We start from the raw sequence: 18,071 nt of genomic DNA on the forward strand, positions 1-18,071 counted from the left end.
GTACGGAAAACAACGATACGACGGAGGAGTGAACGTGAAGCAATTGATTGGACTTGTTTCGGTGTCGCTCTTGCTTCTTGCTGGATGTGCTGGTTTGCGTGCAGATGGGGCATCTACGGTCGAGAGTCCGAAGCGGGTCGAACTGAATAGCGGTGATTCGCGCTCGATGAATTACACGCCTTGGTACATCCACACGTTTTCGATTTCGGGACCGAAGGGGTCGAGGATCGGTGGTGGAGGTGGGAATATGCGAGCAATTGATAAGGATGGCAAGCCAGGTCAAGCCGGGGGAACTTGCTGTACGAGCTACCCGAGGGAATGGCAGGCGGATTTGAAAGTGACGGTGCGGTGGAAGGTCGACAAGAAGCAGGACGGAAAGACCTTGGGCTATTGGTACAAGGCTGAAGACGTTCGCATTGAGCCGTATATCACCGGCCAGACGGCAGGGGTATGGGCGATCTTCTTGCCGGGGGATCGCGTGAAGATCGTGGTTGGAAACCCAAGCGCGCACGATCTTGCTCCCGACGCAGGACCGCCGTCGGCTACCGATCCTTACGTAGCACAAGGCGCGCTCGATGAAGAATGGAACCGCTTGTATCGTTGACGAGGATCGAGGGAAATGAACGTGAAATGGCCGGAGCTGATGGCAACGGATGGGCGTTTGATGAGTCGAGAAGCGGACGACGCATGGGTGACCGGATATTGCAGCGTGGTGGATCCGCGGATGTCTTGTGAGCGAACTGTGCATATCTCGCTGTTTTTTGATGGCACGAACAACAACGATGACGAAAACAATCCGAAGTGGCGGGACTCGATCTCACAGAATCATACGAACGTTGCACGGCTCTACAACGCTGCGCTGTTTGAGCCAGAGGACGGCATTTACAAGTACTACATTCCGGGGGTCGGAACTCCCTTCGTGAAAATCGGCGAGAAGACGTATTCACAAGACGGAAAGGCACTCGCTACTGGATTCAACCAGCGATGCGTATGGGCGTACACGCGCGTGCTCAACGCAGTCTATGGGGCGATTATGAAAGACTCACGATGGGAGTTGATTAATGACGATGATGCAAAGCAACTGAGCAACTTCGGTGCCTTCTGCGACAAGCCGACGTTCGATCATTACTTCGATCCTCGCCTGAAACTTCTCCAGGTTGCTCACTCCAATGCCAGCACCGAAAACACGATCAAGAAGATATGGATCAATGCGATCGGTTTTTCCCGTGGTTCCGCTTCGGCACGTGCGTTCGTGAACAAGCTTGTCAACGAATGGGCGCCGAACGGCATGCTCGGGAAGCCGGAGGGTGGTCGAACGCTGCCATATCAGGTCAACTTCGTGGGTTTGTTCGACACGGTCGCATCCGTAGGCTTGCCGGATTCATTTCGTACTGCGTTGAATCTGGATGTCCTCGATGGGCACTCGCATTTTGCCAGTAACGATGGCCTGGCGATTCCCGACTCCGTTCGCAGTTGCGTGCACGCGTTCTCTATTCACGAACAGCGCATGAGTTTTCCGCTTGACTCGATTCGTCAGGGCGACAGTTATGTCGGCGGTGAAGTGCGTCGAGAGATCGCGTATCCAGGCGTGCATTCGGACGTGGGAGGTGGATACGGGCCGGGCGAACAGGGCAAGGGCTGCGACGAGCGTGGAAATGGCATGGATGAGCGAAAGCTCAGCCAGATTGCTCTGCACGACATGTACATCGCAGCACTGCAGTACGGCGTGCCGTTGATGAAAGCTGACGCGCTGCTCAAGAGTGCGGACCTTTCAAAGGATTTCAAACTCCACCCCGACACCATCGCGGCCTTCAACGCATGGCTGAAGACAACCAGCCCTATCAGCAGCGTCGAGGAAGCCATGTCTTTCGGCATGTCGCAGATGCTGAGCTGGCGTGCGTTGCGCGCGCAGTTCGCGAAGGGTTCTTATGTGACGAACCAGAGTTTTTACAAGCGCGCGAGGGAAGATCGACTGACACCTCGCAAGATGGTACAGGCGGTCGAGAAGGCAGCGCCAGACGATCGGCGCCTTCAGGAGTTGAACGCCAAGCGCAACAAGGGATTGGCAAAGTTGTCGAGTGCAAAAATAAGCCGACCTTACCCGGAGAACATGCCTGCGGTAGCTGCCGCACAGAAGGAAATCGATGAAGTTGATCTCGAGATTCGAACCCGGAAGGAAGAGATATACGCGGAGATCGCCTACGCCGATGTCGCTGCCGACAAGCGCCCGCAGTCTGGCCGCCCAGGAGAAGGGGAAGGCGATATCACGGTCAACGATAAGACCGACTTGCTCCAGGGTGCGGAGGAAATGCGTTTGTTGATGGCGCGCCTGCACCCCGAGCAGCGTACTCATCTGTCTGTCGATGTATCTGACGCGACGGTTATACCGACGAGCCACGACGTGAATGCACAGCCGAAGCAGATTTTCTCGGTACGGCACGCACGCCCTCTCGGCGATGCGCCTGGCACCGCTTCGCCGGACGTCGATTCGCCGCGAATGTCGTTGGTAGACGTCAGCGTGATCAAGTTCCACGCGACTCGCACTTCATTGAAGCAGGCGTACAACGTCGCTGACGACGTATTGCCGAAACCGGTCGAGGAAGTCGTGCCGTTTCTGAAGAAGCATACGTCCGAGCAGGCATTCAGCTCGTTACCCGAAGGTGCGGTCAAACTGTTCGACGATTACGTTCACGACAGCCGGTGCTGGTTCCGTGTGCCGTATTTCCACGAGTACTCGCCTGGCGGATATGGATGGCCACGAGTGGTGTTTGTCGGCAAGAAGCGCCTGCCTTGGCTCGGCAAGGATCCGCTTGCCGTCGCGCTTCACATGTTCGATGGGGTCGAGACAGCGATTGCTTGACGCGTTTTTGCGTCGCATTGCGTGACCGAAGCGAAGTTATTCGAAACAGCAATATCGGCAAGATAAATGCAATCCCATATCAACGAGAGACATGTTCGGTTATTCGCGCTGGTCGATGGCGCAGCAGCGCCTGAACCACTCCAAGCTGTGCGCGAGCAATCCGGCGTTGCTTTCATGAACGTTTATGAGGGGCTGCCCGAGGCAGAGTCGGGATTGGCATCGCTCTTTCTCATACCCGTGCCCGACGCCGGCGCAGCCTGGGTGACTGAACTCGATCGTATTGATCGCCATTCGCCGTGCCTGTCGCTCGTCTGGGGGCGTGTGCCAATCGATCAACTGGCGGCTCATCTTCGCGCCTTTCTGTTTGCGGACATCGGAGAGGGTGTGACGGCCATGGTGAGGTTCTTCGACCCTCGTAACACCGGTGCCGTATTCGACGTGTGGGGCGAATCCATTCGCGACGTTTTCATGGGGCCGATCGAACGATGGATGTATCGAGGCAGGCATCGGGACTGGCAGAATATCGAGAATGACGCATTGCACGGCGCAAAAATTTGCCGATCCATCCTGATCGAACTCGATCAGGCAGATATCGATGCATTGACTACGCACACCGAACCCGACGAACTGCTCGCAGTGGTGACCGACAGCGGGCTGGTCGATAGCGCACGTCCCTATCTCGATCGGCTCGCCGACTTCATGCCGCGTTATGAACAAGCGCTGCATTGGGGGTTGACCGAACCGTCCGACAAGCTCGGTTTTTGCCGGAAGACGTACCTGTACGGGATGGAGTTCGACCGACATCCGGAAGTTGCGGGAGCGCTGAACATGCGGAAGGCGCTTGATACGACGTTCTATTCGGCGATGGACGGCGTGCCATCTCACGTGTGGCGTGCGCTTTCCCGCAATGGTGGTTCACGTTCCCGATCGTCTGGCAACACTGTGTCGTGAGAGCGAACAACATGGCATTGAAAATCATCGTCGTTGGTGACGCCACGTCACACGGCGGCCGCGTCGTGACCGGCTCTGAAAAGCACAAGGTCGGGGACAAAGGAATTGCTCGTCTCTTCGATTGGGTCGATTGCCCGGAAAAATATCCGGACGGACGCCCACACGGTCTCAACAAGATCGTCGAGGCCCATCCGACTTTCACGGTCGATGGAAGACGAGTGGTTTTGCACGGCCACCGATCGGAATGCGGCTGCACCCTGATCGGCAGTGGTACCGCGAGCGTTGGAGGCTAAGGTATGGCAAGAATGAGCGGATCTGTGGAGTCCTTCGTGTTGGATGAGGACCCGGGCAAGACCCCTGAATCAGCATCACCTGAGACTGTTAAAGAAGCGGTCGAAAGTTCTGCAGCGCGCTCGACTGCGCCGTGGGAAGGACCCCCGCCGGAGCCATTCTCCGGACGACTCGCAGCAGTGCACCAGGCAAGGAATCCGTTGCTCGAAGCCGCCCGAGTTTTGCTTCGCGCGCAGGCTGACATGCCGGAGAAATTTGCGTCGAAAAATGCGATCGCGTCGTTGCGCGCGCTTCTCGAACAGGAGGTGCGAGTGTTCGAGAAGCTGTGCGAGCAGGCCAATATCCGACGAGATCACATGATTGGTGCCCGGTATTGCCTGTGCACGGCGCTGGATGAGACGGTAACGCAGACCGCCTGGGGCAAGGCCGGGTCGTCGGGGATCGAGTGGATAAAGGGTGGTTTGGCGACCACGTTCCACGGAGACCTCGATGGCGGGGACAAGGTTTATCTGCTGATCGGACGATTGCTGGAAGACTCTCACGAGCATCGCGATCTGCTCGAAGTGATTTACCGGATTCTCAGTCTCGGTTTCAAGGGGCGCTACGGAGGCGGGGCCGATGGCACGCGCAAGCACGACGCGATTCGCCAGAGACTCTACAACGTCATCACGTCCCAACGCGAACCTGTGCCGATGGCCCTGTCTCCCCACTGGCAATCCAATGCAAGAGGCAAGCGTCTGTCGCTCTACGATTTTCCGGTATGGATTACCGCCACTGTTCTGGTAGTGATTCTTCTCGGATTGTTTGGTTGGTTCAAGTACGAATTGTTCACTCGCAGTGGGAACATTCAAAAGCAGATTTCCGACATCGCCCGCATGACACCGCCACCTGTGCAGCCGCCGCAGCAACTGCAACTCAAGCAGTTGCTCAAGGACGAAATTGCCGCCGGTACCGTCAGTGTCGACGAGGACGCTCGCCACAGCGCCGTCACGTTCCGCGGTGACGCGATGTTCCGCCCCGGTGGCGCTTCGGTTCAGGCATCGATGAATCCGCTGATTTCGAAGATCGCGGCCGAGATCGCCAAAGTGCCCGGCAAGGTAACGGTTATCGGCTATACGGACAACGTGCCGATTCGAAGCCGTCATTTCGCATCGAATCAGGTGCTGTCGGAAGAGCGGGCCATCCAGGTCATGCAGATGCTGCAGGCCACAGGGGTGCCGGCAAACCGTCTCGAAGCCGTCGGCAAGGGTGAGGCCGATCCCATCGGCGACAACCGTACCACGCAGGGGCGCGCGCAAAACCGGCGCGTCGAAATCGACGTCGCTCGATAAGCCAGATCCGTTTCCGGAATAACACATGAAGAAGTTCCAGTTCCTGTCGTTTCTGGCCTCGCGCCAGTTTTTCGCATTCCTCGCCCTGATTGTCGTTGCACTGGTGATCTGGTTCGTCGGCCCGTTTTTCGCGTTCGGCGGGCTCAAGCCGCTTGCCGGGGCGGGCATGCGTGTGCTGCTGATCGCGTTGTTGCTCGCCGGTGTGTTGTTCTGGCTCGTGGGGTGGTCGATCAGCATCGTGTTCGCCGCTTTGCTTTGTCTGCTGATCTGGTATGCGGGGCCGCTGCTTTCGCTGGGCCACACGGTACCGCTTGAACCGGCATCGGCCCGGTTTACCGCGATCGCGCTGGTAGTGGGCGTCTTCGTTCTTTTCGGGATGTTCCGCCTGTGGCAGAAAATGCGCGAAGACGACGCGTTCCTGAAGAAGATGCTGCGTCTGGACCGCAAGAAGGAGGATTCGCCGGCTGCTGCCCGTCTTCAGAAAGTTGAAGGGGGCGTGACGAGCGCACTCGCGCGCCTGAAATCGATGCGTACTGGTGCACGAGGTCTTGGCAAGTTGTTCCAGGGCAAGCGCTATTTGTACGAGTTGCCTTGGTACATCACGCTCGGTTCGCAAGGGTCCGGCAAGACCAGCGTCCTGATGAACGGCGGTCTGGCGTTTCCCGTTGGCGAGCAGATGCAGCGCGCTGCCGGGAGGCCCGCCGGCGATGCAGCCGCGGTGGACTGGTGGTTGACGAACGATGCGGTGCTGATCGATACGACCGGTTACTACACGCTCCATCGAACATCGATGGCTGGCGGTGCCGATGCACTCGCGGCCGAATCGAACGAGACCGGAATCGATGCTTCCGATAAGGATGCGGCGAACATCCAGGCGAGCACGGAACGTTCAAGCACGGGCACGAAGCAGGACGCCGCCCGGCAGCCGAACGTGGCCACCGCATCGAAATCGAGTGCCAATACTGTTCAGAGTCCTTCGGGCGAACGTGACAGTCCACAGGAGATCGATCGCGCGGAGTGGCTCGGGTTTCTCGGCATATTGCGCCGGAGCCGGACTCGCGCACCGATCAACGGCGCGTTGCTGACCGTCGATCTCGCGACGCTGGCGAGTGCTGATGAACAGGCGCGTATCACCGAAGCCACTGCATTGCGCGCCCGGCTGGCCGAATTGAGGCAGGAGTTGGGTATCCGCTTCCCTGTTTACGTGACGATCACGAAGATGGATCGCCTCGCAGGTTTTGCCGAGTATTTTGGGGCGCTCACGTCCGAGGGGCGGGCTCAGGCATGGGGTTTCACGCTTCCGTACGGCAAGGAAACGGTCGCGAAGGAGGGGCTGCGTGCGCGTTGTCACCACGAGCTCACCCAACTGGTAGAACGTCTGACGGGTTCGATCGATACGCATCTGCAAGACGAATACGATTTAGACAAGCGACGAAAGCTTGCTGCGTTACCCGAGGAATTTTCCGCACTGCTCGGGCCGTTGCTCGACCTGATAGACCGGGTATTCCTCGATTCGCGCTACGACGATACGCAACTCCATTCGACGTTGCGCGGGGTGTACTTCACGAGTGCCCGGCAACAGCGTGGCGAGATCGTCGCGCAACGCCATACGGTCGTTCAACGTCTTCTGTCGGCTCAGGATAGTGCTCCAGTCGTGCCGGCTCGCGCCGAAGGCAATCAGGGCTACTTCCTGCACGATCTTCTGACCCGTGTCGTGTTCCCGGAAGCGCATCTCGTGAGTCCCAACCTGCGTTGGGAATATCGATACCGGCTTTTGCGCCTGGTAGGCCACACATTGGCGCTGTTGTTGTTCGTGTGGCTGGCAATTGGATTGCGCGTGAGCTTCGGCAACAACAGCGACTATCTCGACACAATTGGCCGCAAGGTGCAGGCGCTTACCGCGCGCGTCACGTCGTTCTACAAGACGCCTAAATTGCAAGCCGTGCCCGACACGCTGACGGAAGCGCGCAATCTGCCGACCCACCCTGGACTCGACTTGTCCGATCCGGATAGCGCGTGGCGCTACGGCCTCTACACGCCGGCGGGAATTGCGGCCGAAAGTCGCCACACCTACGATGCACTCGAGGACAACCTGCTGTTGCCTCAGATCGTGCATCGTCTGGAAGACGTCATGTCCGGTGCGATTGCCAACAAGGATCCAAAGTCCGCCTACGATGCACTGCGCGTATACCTGATGTTGTACGACAAGGCGAAGTTCAATGCAGGTGACGTCAAGGCGTGGGTGCTCGACGACTGGGCGAAGACCGACAGCGCGGCTGCTTTCGGTGGAAGAGCGTCGATGATCGACCACGTGCAGCAGCTCTTCTCCGGGGAGCGTGTTGTGCAGTCTCCGCTGATCCGCAACGACGCGCTGGTGCAGCAAACACGCGCGTTTCTCGACGGCAGCAATGCGACCGACCGTCTTTATCAGCGCGCGAAGGCGGCCATGCTCAAGGAGGCGCCCGATGAGTTTACGTTGCTGCGCGCGGTAGGCCCGCAAGCCGGCACGGTGTTCACGCGAGCGAGCGACGCACCCCTGTCGCGTGGCGTGTCGGGGCTTTTCACGTTCGACGGCTATCGGAATCTGTTCGACAAGCGGTTGCCCGAGTTCATACAGATTGCCCGCGATGATGACGCGTGGGTGATGGGCCGATCGTACTTGGGTGAGGCTCAAAAAAAAACGGCTGAGATTGTGAGTAACGCCGCCGGCACGGACGATGCGTTGACCGACGCAGTCCGTCGCGAATACCTGATGGAGTACGCGCAGCAGTGGGATGCGTTTCTCAACGACATTCGGACCGTTAGCGGCACGAGTCTGGCGTTCAATCTGAAGGTGCTGCGCAGCTTCGCGGCGCCCGATTCTCCGCTCGCACGGCTTGCTCGCGCGGCAGTGCGCGAGACGACGCTCACGCAGCAGTCGGCTGCGTCGAATGGTTCGCTGCTGCAGAAGGCCGCCGACCAGTTGAACCAGAAGACCGACAAGGCGCTGGGCATTCGGGCATCGGAGCGTGTCGAACGGGAACTCGTCGACAATCGTTTCGCGGCACTCCGCGAGGTCGTTACAGGAAACGCGGATGCGCAGCTCGATCCGCAATCGGCTACGGTGCAGTCGGACAAGACGGGGCTGGACGGCGTTGCCAACCTGCTGAACGACTACTACACGGCGCTTACCGTCGCAGATAACGCGCTGTCGAACAACAGCATGCCGCCGGCAAGCGACGCGGCCGCGAAGCTCAAGATGGCCGCCGACACGATGCCTGCACCGTTCCGCGCGACGTTACTCAAGCTCGCCGCCGATGGGTCACGCGAGGTCAATCAGGGAATCGGTCAACTGCTGTCGCGGCAGATGCAGGCGGTGGTTGGCGACACCTGTCGGCTGACGGTCGAAGGAAACTACCCGTTCTCGCCCGACAGCAAGCGCGATGTCGGCATTGACGACTTTACGCGCGTGTTTGCGCAGGGTGGCGTGATTGACGATTTCTTCGTGAAAACGCTGGCGCCGTTTGTCGATACGTCCGCAAAGCCGTGGCGCTACCGAACCCTGCCGGGGGCGACGGAGCCCATACAGGGGCCGAGCCTTGAGCCGTTCGAGCATGCGAAGGCGATTCGCGACATTTTCTTCAACGATCCTGGCCGCAAGCAGATGACGTGGACGGCCGATATCAGGATTCCCGAGCTCGCACCGACCATCATGAGTCTCGCGCTCGACATCGACGGACAGACGACGCGTTACCAGCACGGTCCGGTCGCGCCGTTCACGGTCACTTGGCCTGGACCACGCGGCGGTGTCCATGCGGAGATCACGGCCAGCCCACGCATTCGGCCCGACACGTCGACGATTTCAACCGATGGTCCGTGGGCATTGATGCGGCTGCTTCAGAAGGGTCAGGTGATTGGAACGGCTACGCCGGGGCGCACACGAGTCGCGTTCAGTTTTGACGGGCGCGACGCGGCGCTCGACATCGCGAGCGCCGGCAGTGTCGCGAATCCGTTGACGAGCGATGTGCTGAAGACGTTCCGGTGCCCGACCTCGATGGCGATGTTCAATTTGCCGGATAGCGGTCCGCCGCCGGGATTGCCTCAGGGCATGTTGCCGATAAACGCGGGAAGCGTTTCCCGTTGAATCGAGAGGGGCGTTCAAGATGAGTCTTTCAACAGCCGATCCGCTGAGCCACGCAGGGGCATTGGCGTCGCCGTCTATCGCAACAAGGCTCAGGGTGGCGGAGCAGTCGATCAACCCGCTGCTCGAAGGAGCGCGCATCCTGCTGAGCGCGCTGGCAGACAGCCCTGAAATGCTCGACGCAGATTCGGTGATCCGCCGCCGACGTTGGCTGGAGCATGAAATCCGGCTCTTCACGCGAATGTGTGGCGAACTCGGCCTTCGCCCGGAGCACGTCCGCAGCGCAAGCTATTGCCTGTGCTCCGCGCTCGACGAGGCCGCGATGCAGACGACTTGGGGAAAAGGTGAAGCAACCGGTGTCGAATGGCAAGTCAATGGGCTGGCTGCGGCGATGGGTCACGATCGACAGGGCGGTGACCGTGTCTTCCAGTTGATCGACGAAGCGTTGCGCGGCCCGCGTGAGCATCTCGATCTGATCGAGTTGTATCAGAACATACTCGATCTCGGTTTTCGCGGTCGATACCGATTCGAGCGTGATGGCAGCAAGCGCCTGAAGGTCATTCGTGAGCGCGTGCACGACGTGGTTGTGACCGGCGGCCTGGGCATGCGTGATGTAAGCGAGCCTGACAGATCAATGCGACGGAGGGTCGATCCGTGGGTACGCCCGGTGGTCATACGCCGATCACGTGTCGGGGCCGTCGTCGGCCTGGCTATTGCGTTGCTGGCGGGGGCTGCCGGATATGCCGGTGTGGACTATTGGGTCCGTCTGAAGGAGGTCCAGCGCGTGTCGTCGTTCGACTTGCTGGCGCGCGATCTGGATCAGCGACTCCGTGACGAGGTTGTCGCAGGGAATGTCGAACTGATCCGAGATCCTGCGCGTAACACCTTGACGCTTCGCTTTGGCGGCATGTTCGTTCCCGGTGGTGTCACGGTGGCCCCGTGGGGGGCTTCCGTCGTGGCATCGGCTGGTCGGGAAATCGCGACGATGGCCGACGGTGCGACTGTTCGAGTGGCGGGATACGCGGACAGTGCGCCGACCAGTTCAGCGCGTCAGGTTTCCAACCAGGCGCTTTCTGAAGCACGTGCCCGACATGTTGCCCAGATTCTTGTTGCGGCTGGTGTGCCCGTGCCGAGCATCAGCGTGGAGGGGCGCGGAGATGCCGATTCGTTGGCGGACAACGATACCGCTTCGGGGCGGGCAAGGAACCGTCGCGTTGAAGTGATCGTCTCGAATTGATGCGAAAAGCGTACAGACAAAAGATGCCGACCTTACCGACTACCTGGTGATGATGTGGCTGGGCCGCTTTTATATACGGTGTGATTTGACTGAGATGGAAAGACTTGAATTCGACATGCCACGGGATGACAACGCATCGATCCCGTCGCTGGAGGTGGATGAGTGGGACGCCGTTCGATCCCTGAACATCACGCATCTGGACGATGTCTATATGGAGGTGTCGTTCGCGACACCGATCCGGAGAATGATCGAGCTATGTGGATACGTCGCGATTTCGCCGCTTATCTTGGCTCTGCCGGCGTTCGGGATCTTTTCCGGTGATGCGGAGTTTTTCCTGTTCTTGCTTCTAATGTCTATTTTTTTGGGCGCCATTTTGTGTGTGGAAGCCTATCGGATTTTTCACAGGCCGCAAGATCAGCCGATTCGTTTCAATCGGGCGCGTGGGAAAGTTTACTTCTACTACTATAAGGATCGCCCATGCGCGCTGCGGCGGAGCAGGGTCATTGCTCGAGGTTATGCGTGGGGGCAGTTGTGCATGAGGACATGGTCAACGGCCCGCGGTCACTCGGGTATCGAGATCATCGCGGTCAAACCAGCCACGAACAAAACCATCTTCACGTGCAGCATTCCTGATGCATTGATCAAAATCGATCTTTTTGCTGGTGGGGTGAGTGAGGATTTCTGGCATGTATGTGAAGCCTACATGGCTTATGGTGCCGATATTCTGAAGGAGACCGGGGCGTTTTCAGTCGGCCAAGGCGATGTGAGTTGGAAAAACGCATCCAGTATGAATCTCGCCATGCGTCTTGCGCCGAAAGTGGTTTGGCCTGCCAAGATGGACGTCGAATCGCGAACGGCCCCGGATGGGGGGCCAGTCAGAGACGGAGCAGGCGTGCCATCCTGGTTCCGTTCGGTCGTAGAAGACGATTGAGGCGCGTTGCGCTGCTTCGACCACCCCTCACTCCGGCAAATCCCGCTGACTGATATCCGGTTCGCTCCCCCCGGAATTGAGATGCTCGATCTTCTCCATCCGCTGCCTTGCCATCTCCGGCAATTGGTTCGTCACGCCGATCACGAGCGCTTCGGCGAGCGCGAGCGCCGGCACGTTGGTCTGCAGCATCGCGAACGGCTGCCCCTGGATCCGCAGCACGATCTCCGCGAACTCGCCGATCGGCGAATGCCATTCGTCCGTGATCAGCAGCACACGCGTGCCAAGCCGATGCGCGGCCTGCGCGAACCGAATACTGTCCCGCTGATAACGTCGAAAATCGAAAATAACGAGCACGTCACCGGCCCCCATGTCCGCCAGCGCGACCGACGCGAGGTTCACATTCGGTTCGACATACTGAACATGTGGCCGCGCATATGCGAGGGTGAACGAAAACAGCGATGCAAGCGGCGCGGTGTAACGCCCGCCACCGCAAAAGACACGCATATCCGGATTGGCCAGCAGCGCCACCGCGGCGTCGAACGCCGCCGCATCGAGCCCTTCGATCGTGGTCGCCAGCGACTCGGACAGCCGCTGGAAGATTGCCGAATGACTGTCGCGCATGCCCGCGGGCGAATGGAACGCATCCATCCGCGCGAGCGGCGAATTCATCGCGGTGTCGATTTCGCCGTACAGCGCCTGCTGGAACGACGAGTAATTCGGAAAGCCGATCCGGACGACAAAGCGAAACACGGTCGGATCGCTGACCTCGGCCTGTTTGGCCAAGCTCGCAATCGGCCCGAGCCCGAGGCTCGGGTAGCGGTCCAGCAACGCCTGCGCGACCTTCTGTTCCGACGGCGTGAAGCTATCCATCTGGGATAACAGCAACGCCCTGATGCTCGTCCCCATCGGGCACTCCAACTCTCGTATCTGAATAACAAACGGCAGACGGGTGTCTGCCGGCGACTCCACGCATGTTAGCCGATCGACGTCAGGCGGGCCGTGCACGCTCCGAAATTAGAGGGACGCATCGCTCGGTGGACCGGCTCATTCACCATTGTAATAAAACAAACATTGAGAAACGATCCATTCGGCTGATATTCGTTCTTGGTCTAGTGATAACCCTAGGTTTTGGTGCAAAAAAGTGAGTGCTATGATCGCGGCCTCGCTGGAATGTATTGTTTATTACATGATCGATTGGCGCGTCGACATACCCCGATGCGGCGTCGCGTTCCGGCATGCCACGGTTTTATTTGTCTGGAGGATCCCGTCATGAGGCGGCTCGTAGTACTCACCCTGTTGTCGGCCATGAGCGTGTGCGCGTTCGCGGCATCGGACCCCGCGGTCGAAGCGAAGAACGGCATGGTCGTTTCGTCGCAGCATTTCGCGTCGCAAATCGGCGTCGACATCCTGAAGGCAGGCGGCAACGCGGTGGACGCCGCGGTGGCGGTCGGCTACGCGCAGGCCGTGACCAATCCGTGCTGCGGCAACATCGGCGGCGGCGGTTTCATGACCGTCCACCTGGCCGACGGCCGCGACCGCTTCATCAATTTCCGCGAAACCGCGCCGGCCGCGGCTTCCGCGAACATGTATCTCGATGCGAAGGGCAACGTCATTCCTGACGACAGCCTGTACGGCTATCGCGCAGTGGGCGTGCCCGGCACCGTTGCCGGCCTCGATCTCGCGCAGCGCAAGTACGGCAAGCTCACGCGCAAGCAGGTGATGGAGCCGGCGATCCGGCTCGCGCGCGACGGCTTCGTGCTGACGCGTGCCGATACGGACATCCTCGACACGACGATCGACCGCTTCAAGAAGGATCCGGAAGCGGCCCGCATCTTCCTGCGGCCGGACGGCACGCCGCTGCAGCCGGGCGACCGCCTGGTGCAGAAGGATCTGGCCCGCACGCTCGAGCGCATCGCGGAGCAGGGGCCCGACGCGTTCTATCACGGCGAGATCCCGAAGATCGTCGAGGCGGCGGCCAAAAAGGGCGGCGGCCTGATCACGGCGGCCGATTTCGCGTCGTACCGTGCGCAGGACATGGCGCCGCTGACGTGTTCGTATCGCGGCTACGAGTTCGTGTCGGCCCCGCCGCCGAGCTCGGGCGGCGTGACGATGTGCGAGACGCTGAACATCCTCGAAGGGTATGACATGCGCAAGCTTGGCTACCATTCGGCCGCGCCGGTGCATTACATGACCGAAGCGATGCGCCACGCATACGAAGATCGCAACACGCTGCTCGGCGATCCGAACTTCATCGACAACCCGGTCGCGAAGCTGACGAGCAAGGACTACGCGGCGCAGATCCGCAAGAGCATCCATTCGGATACGGCGACGCCGTCGGTCGACGTGCAGCCGGGCGTCGGCGTGCACGAGAAGCCGGAGACGACCCACTATTCGATCATCGACCACGACGGCAACGCGGTGTCGACGACGTACACGGTCAACGGCCGCTTCGGCGCCGTGGTCATCGCGCCGGGCACGGGCTTCTTCCTGAACGACGAGATGGACGACTTCACCGTGAAGGTCGGCGCGCAGAACCTGTTCGGCCTCGTGCAGGGCACGCGCAACTCGATCGCGCCGGGCAAGCGTCCGCTGTCGTCGATGGCGCCGACCATCGTGACGAAGGACGGCAAGGTGTTCATGGTCGTCGGTTCGCCGGGCGGCTCGCGCATCATCACGATCACGCTGCAGACGGTGCTGAACGTGATCGACTACGGGATGACGCCGCAGGACGCGGTCACCGCGCCGCGCATCCACCACCAGTGGCTGCCCGACGAGGTCTATTACGAAACCTACGGCCTGTCGCCCGACACGCTCGCGATCCTGCGCAACATGGGCTACAAGATGGTCGAACAGACGCCGTGGGGCGCCGCCGAGCTGATCATGGTCGGCCTGCCGGGCACCGAAGCAGCGAGCCGCCAGAGCTCCGGGAACGATTCGTCGGTGTCCGGGAACGTGCGGGTCGGCTTCATCTACGGCTACAACGACCCGCGCCGTCCGGCCGGCTCGGCAATCGGTTACTGACCCGAGCCGACCTGATCGCATCATGCTGAATCGCTGCTCCGCAACGGCGCTCGCCCTCGCGCGAATGCCGTTGCGGCGGCAGCACGTCGGTTCGTGGAGATCCGCGAGCCGACCGGCGCCGGCGACCGTGCCCGATACACCGGGCACGACCGGTTCGCCACGCGCGCACCCTGGCACGGCCCGGGCGTGCGCGCCTTTCATCCGTCAACTTCTTCCCGTGCATCCAATTCCGATATGAACAAACGAATGTCCGCGGCAGGCTGGATCCTGCTCGCGATGGCGGCCGGCATCCTGATCGGCTACATGATCTACACGCAGCTGCCGGACAAACAGTCGGCGGCGGAAATCGCCGGCTACATCTCGCTGGTGTCCGACGTGTTCCTGCGGCTGATCAAGATGGTGATCGGCCCGCTGGTGTTCTCGACGCTGGTCGTCGGCATCGCGCACATGGGCGACGCGTCGTCGGTGGGCCGCGTGTTCGTGAAGGCGCTCGGCTGGTTCATCACCGCGTCGCTGATCTCGCTGCTGCTCGGCCTGCTGATGGCGAACCTGCTGCGTCCGGGCGATAACCTCGGGCTGCCGCTGCCGGATATCGGCGCGTCCGCGCATCTGGCGACGTCCAAGTTCACGCTGAAGGATTTCGTCGGCCACATGGTGCCGAAGTCGATCGCCGAAGCGATGGCGAACAACGAGATCCTGCAGATCGTCGTGTTCTCGATGTTCTTCGGCGTGGCGCTCGCGTCGCTCGGCGAACGCGGCAAGATCCTCGTCGCGGCGATCGACCAGCTCGCGCACGTGATGCTGAAGATCACCGGCTACGTGATGAAACTTGCGCCGCTCGCGGTGCTGGCGGCGATGGCGTCGACCGTCGCGATCAACGGGCTGTCGATCCTGCTGAAGTTCGCGGTGTTCATGGGCGACTTCTACCTGAGCCTGTTCCTGCTGTGGGGCACGCTCGTCGCGGCCGGGCTGCTGTTCCTCGGCCGCCGCGTGTTCAAGCTGCTGGTGCTGATCAAGGAAGCGTTCATGCTGTCGTTCGCGACCGCGAGCTCGGAAGCCGCGTATCCGAAGATCCTCGATGCGCTCGACCGTTTCGGCGTGCGTCGCAAGATCTCGAGCTTCGTGATGCCGATGGGGTATTCGTTCAACCTCGACGGCTCGATGATGTACTGCACGTTCGCGTCGCTGTTCATCGCGCAGGCGTACGGCATTCACCTGTCGCTCGGCACGCAGGTCACGATGCTGCTGATCCTGATGCTGACGTCGAAGGGCATGGCCGGCGTGCCGCGCGCGTCGCTCGTCGTGATCGCCGCGACGCTGCACCAGTTCAACATCCCGGAAGCCGGGCTGCTGCTGATTCTCGGCGTCGATACGTTCCTCGACATGGGCCGTTCGGCCACGAACGCGGTGGGCAACTCGATCGCCAGCGCGGTGGTCGCGAAATGGGAAGGCGAGCTGATGCCGGAAGCAGAAGCCGAAGCGAATGCGGCACGGCTGGATGCGGAAGCCGAAGCACGCATGAACGAGGCGGTTCGCGATACGGATCGCGTCACCTCTGGCTGAAGCGGAGCCCCGGGTCGACTCCCGGGCTGTCAGGCCGCCTCGGCGGGGCGGGCCGCGTCGATGCACGCGGCCAGCACCATCGCGGCGGCGTTGCCCGGCGTCGAGCCGAGCAATTGCGGCGCATAGACGCTGTCGCCGATCTCGATCGGCTGCCCCGACAACGCGCACACGCCGCGCTTGCGCGTGGTGAACAGCCGCCACTTCTGATAACCGTAGTGCCCGGTGCAGGCGTCGCGCCATGAAATCATCACGGTGTCGGCCGTGGGCCGCTCGAGCACGCTGATGGACGGCTTGCTCGTCATGTCCCACGACGGCAGCCGGTCGCGCGTGACGCTGCGCCGCCGCGGCGCGCCCCACGAGACGGACGGCATGTCGAAGCTGCTGATCGCGGCAACGGTCATGAGCCAGGGCGCTAAACGGTTGTTCATGTCGGTTTTCCTCGAAACGTTATGCGACACCGCCACGTGCGGTATCACGACAGGCGGATGCGCGGCTGCACGCAGCCGTTGATCCGTTCGGCGATCCACAGCAGGGTCGCCTTGGAGAAGCCGTGCAGCGCCTGCTGGTGCCGCCGGTAGAGCATCAGGTGGCTGAACTGCGCGAAACGCCCCTGGATGAAGCCGCCGCGAAAGAACCCGAACTGCCCGAGCGTGCCGAACGCGTCGTAGTCGCTGATCGACACGAGCGCACCGAAATCGTGGAACGCGAACGGCGGAATCGGCTGGCCGTCGAGCCATGCGGGCAGATGCTTCGCGAGATGCTCGGCCTGCTGCGTCGCGACTTGCGCGGTGGGCGGCAGCGGCCGTTCGTGGCCGTCGGGCAGCAGGCTCGCGCAGTCGCCGATCGCGAACACGTGCTCGTCGCCGGTGGCCTGCAGCGTCGGCCCGACGACGATCTGGTTCGCGCGATTCGTGTCGAGCCCGTCGAGCGCCTGCATGAAATCGGGCGCCTTCACGCCGGCTGCCCACACCATCAGGTCCGCTTCCGCGAACGAACCGTCGCCGTAGTGAAAGCCGTTTGCGTCGGCCGACGTGACGCGGGTGGACGTCAGCACATGAAAGCCGATCTGTTCGAGCCGCCGCTGCGCCGACGCGGAAATCCGCGGCGGAAACGCGGCGAGGATGCGCGGGCCGCTCTCGAGCAGCGTGAGCTGCAGCCGCTCGCGCACCGTCGCGTCACCGTACGCCTGCGCCACTTCCAGCAAGCGGCTCAGCTCCGCCGCGAGTTCCACGCCGGTCGCGCCCGCGCCGACGATCGCGACGCGGAACGGTTCATCGCGCGCGATGCTGCGAAATACGCGCATCCGCAACGCTTCGTTGAAGGTCTCGGCCTGCTTCTGGCTGTCGATGAAATAGCAGTGCTCGCGCACGCCCGGCACGCCGAAATCGTTGGCCTGGCTGCCGAGCGCGAAGATCAGCACGTCGTATTCGAGTTCGCGCGCGTCGAGCACGAGTTCGCCGTCCTGCGAGCGGATCTCGCCGAGCTGCACGCGGCGGCGCGCGCGATCAAGCCCCGTCAGTTCGCCGGGCTGGTACGTGTAACCGTGATCACGTGCATGGGCAAGGAAGATCACCTGCTGCTGCTGCACGTCGCGCGTCCCGGCCGCGATCGTGTGCAGCATCGGCTTCCAGATGTGGGTCGGGCTGCGGTCGACGACGGTCACCTGGGCGCGCCCGGACCGGCCGAGGCGCTCGCCCAGGCGGGTGGCGAGCTGCAGGCCGGCGATCCCGCCACCGACGATGACGATGCGTGTAGGGGTTGTCATG

General features: G+C 61.2%; 13 protein-coding genes. 10 read left to right on the forward strand and 3 right to left on the reverse strand.

What is annotated here, in order from left to right; genetic code table 11:
• Positions 1–34: 34 nt before the first annotated feature.
• The 8 genes from CFB47_RS22845 (at position 35) to CFB47_RS22880 (ending at position 11,721) form a co-directional block, all read left to right on the forward strand.
• Complete coding sequence (locus CFB47_RS22845; RefSeq protein ID WP_256946742.1) at positions 35–604, forward strand: DUF3304 domain-containing protein; 570 nt, start codon at positions 35–37, stop codon at positions 602–604.
• 15 nt (positions 605–619) lie between these two features.
• The gene (locus tag CFB47_RS22850; protein WP_089462369.1) at positions 620–2,860 is read left to right on the forward strand and encodes a DUF2235 domain-containing protein; all 2,241 of its coding nucleotides are present in this window, start codon (positions 620–622) and stop codon (positions 2,858–2,860) included.
• Positions 2,861–2,926: 66 nt separating this feature from the next.
• Entirely contained in the window at positions 2,927–3,811 is an 885-nt protein-coding gene (locus CFB47_RS22855) for a DUF4123 domain-containing protein (protein ID WP_089462370.1), read from the forward strand.
• Between the two features lie 11 nt (positions 3,812–3,822).
• Positions 3,823–4,104, forward strand: coding sequence for a PAAR domain-containing protein (locus tag CFB47_RS22860; protein ID WP_089462371.1), 282 nt, complete (start codon positions 3,823–3,825; stop codon positions 4,102–4,104).
• A gap of 3 nt (positions 4,105–4,107) precedes the next feature.
• On the forward strand, positions 4,108–5,433 hold the full coding sequence (gene tssL / locus CFB47_RS22865; RefSeq protein ID WP_373453154.1) for a type VI secretion system protein TssL, long form: 1,326 nt from the start codon (positions 4,108–4,110) through the stop codon (positions 5,431–5,433).
• Between the two features lie 25 nt (positions 5,434–5,458).
• Positions 5,459–9,556 carry a type VI secretion system membrane subunit TssM gene (gene tssM, locus CFB47_RS22870; protein ID WP_089462372.1) on the forward strand — a complete coding sequence of 1,366 codons (4,098 nt, stop codon included), beginning with the start codon at positions 5,459–5,461 and terminating at the stop codon, positions 9,554–9,556.
• Between the two features lie 19 nt (positions 9,557–9,575).
• A complete protein-coding gene (icmH, locus tag CFB47_RS22875; RefSeq protein WP_089462373.1) occupies positions 9,576–10,790 on the forward strand; it encodes a type IVB secretion system protein IcmH/DotU in 1,215 nt (404 codons plus the stop codon).
• A 49-nt stretch (positions 10,791–10,839) separates the two neighbouring features.
• Positions 10,840–11,721, forward strand: coding sequence for a DUF6708 domain-containing protein (locus tag CFB47_RS22880; RefSeq protein WP_089462374.1), 882 nt, complete (start codon positions 10,840–10,842; stop codon positions 11,719–11,721).
• 27 nt (positions 11,722–11,748) lie between these two features.
• Here the strand turns inward: CFB47_RS22880 and CFB47_RS22885 are convergent, their stop codons facing one another.
• Entirely contained in the window at positions 11,749–12,627 is an 879-nt protein-coding gene (locus CFB47_RS22885; RefSeq protein WP_089462375.1) for a MurR/RpiR family transcriptional regulator, read from the reverse strand.
• Between the two features lie 363 nt (positions 12,628–12,990).
• Between CFB47_RS22885 and ggt the strand changes: the two genes are divergently transcribed.
• Both ggt and CFB47_RS22895 read left to right on the forward strand, forming a co-directional pair.
• Complete coding sequence (ggt, locus tag CFB47_RS22890) at positions 12,991–14,742, forward strand: gamma-glutamyltransferase (protein WP_089462376.1); 1,752 nt, start codon at positions 12,991–12,993, stop codon at positions 14,740–14,742.
• A gap of 234 nt (positions 14,743–14,976) precedes the next feature.
• The gene (locus tag CFB47_RS22895) at positions 14,977–16,305 is read left to right on the forward strand and encodes a dicarboxylate/amino acid:cation symporter (RefSeq protein WP_089462377.1); all 1,329 of its coding nucleotides are present in this window, start codon (positions 14,977–14,979) and stop codon (positions 16,303–16,305) included.
• A gap of 29 nt (positions 16,306–16,334) precedes the next feature.
• On the opposite strand, the gene CFB47_RS22900 is transcribed toward CFB47_RS22895, so the two are convergent.
• Together CFB47_RS22900 and CFB47_RS22905 are read right to left on the reverse strand one after the other, a co-directional pair.
• Positions 16,335–16,733: a DUF3331 domain-containing protein gene (locus tag CFB47_RS22900; protein ID WP_089442073.1), complete on the reverse strand. Its 399-nt coding sequence runs from the start codon at positions 16,731–16,733 to the stop codon at positions 16,335–16,337.
• Between the two features lie 44 nt (positions 16,734–16,777).
• Positions 16,778–18,070: an NAD(P)/FAD-dependent oxidoreductase gene (locus tag CFB47_RS22905; protein ID WP_089462378.1), complete on the reverse strand. Its 1,293-nt coding sequence runs from the start codon at positions 18,068–18,070 to the stop codon at positions 16,778–16,780.
• Position 18,071 lies beyond the last annotated feature (1 nt).

This window comes from Burkholderia sp. AU27893, from assembly GCF_002223205.1.
GTDB lineage: Bacteria > Pseudomonadota > Gammaproteobacteria > Burkholderiales > Burkholderiaceae > Burkholderia.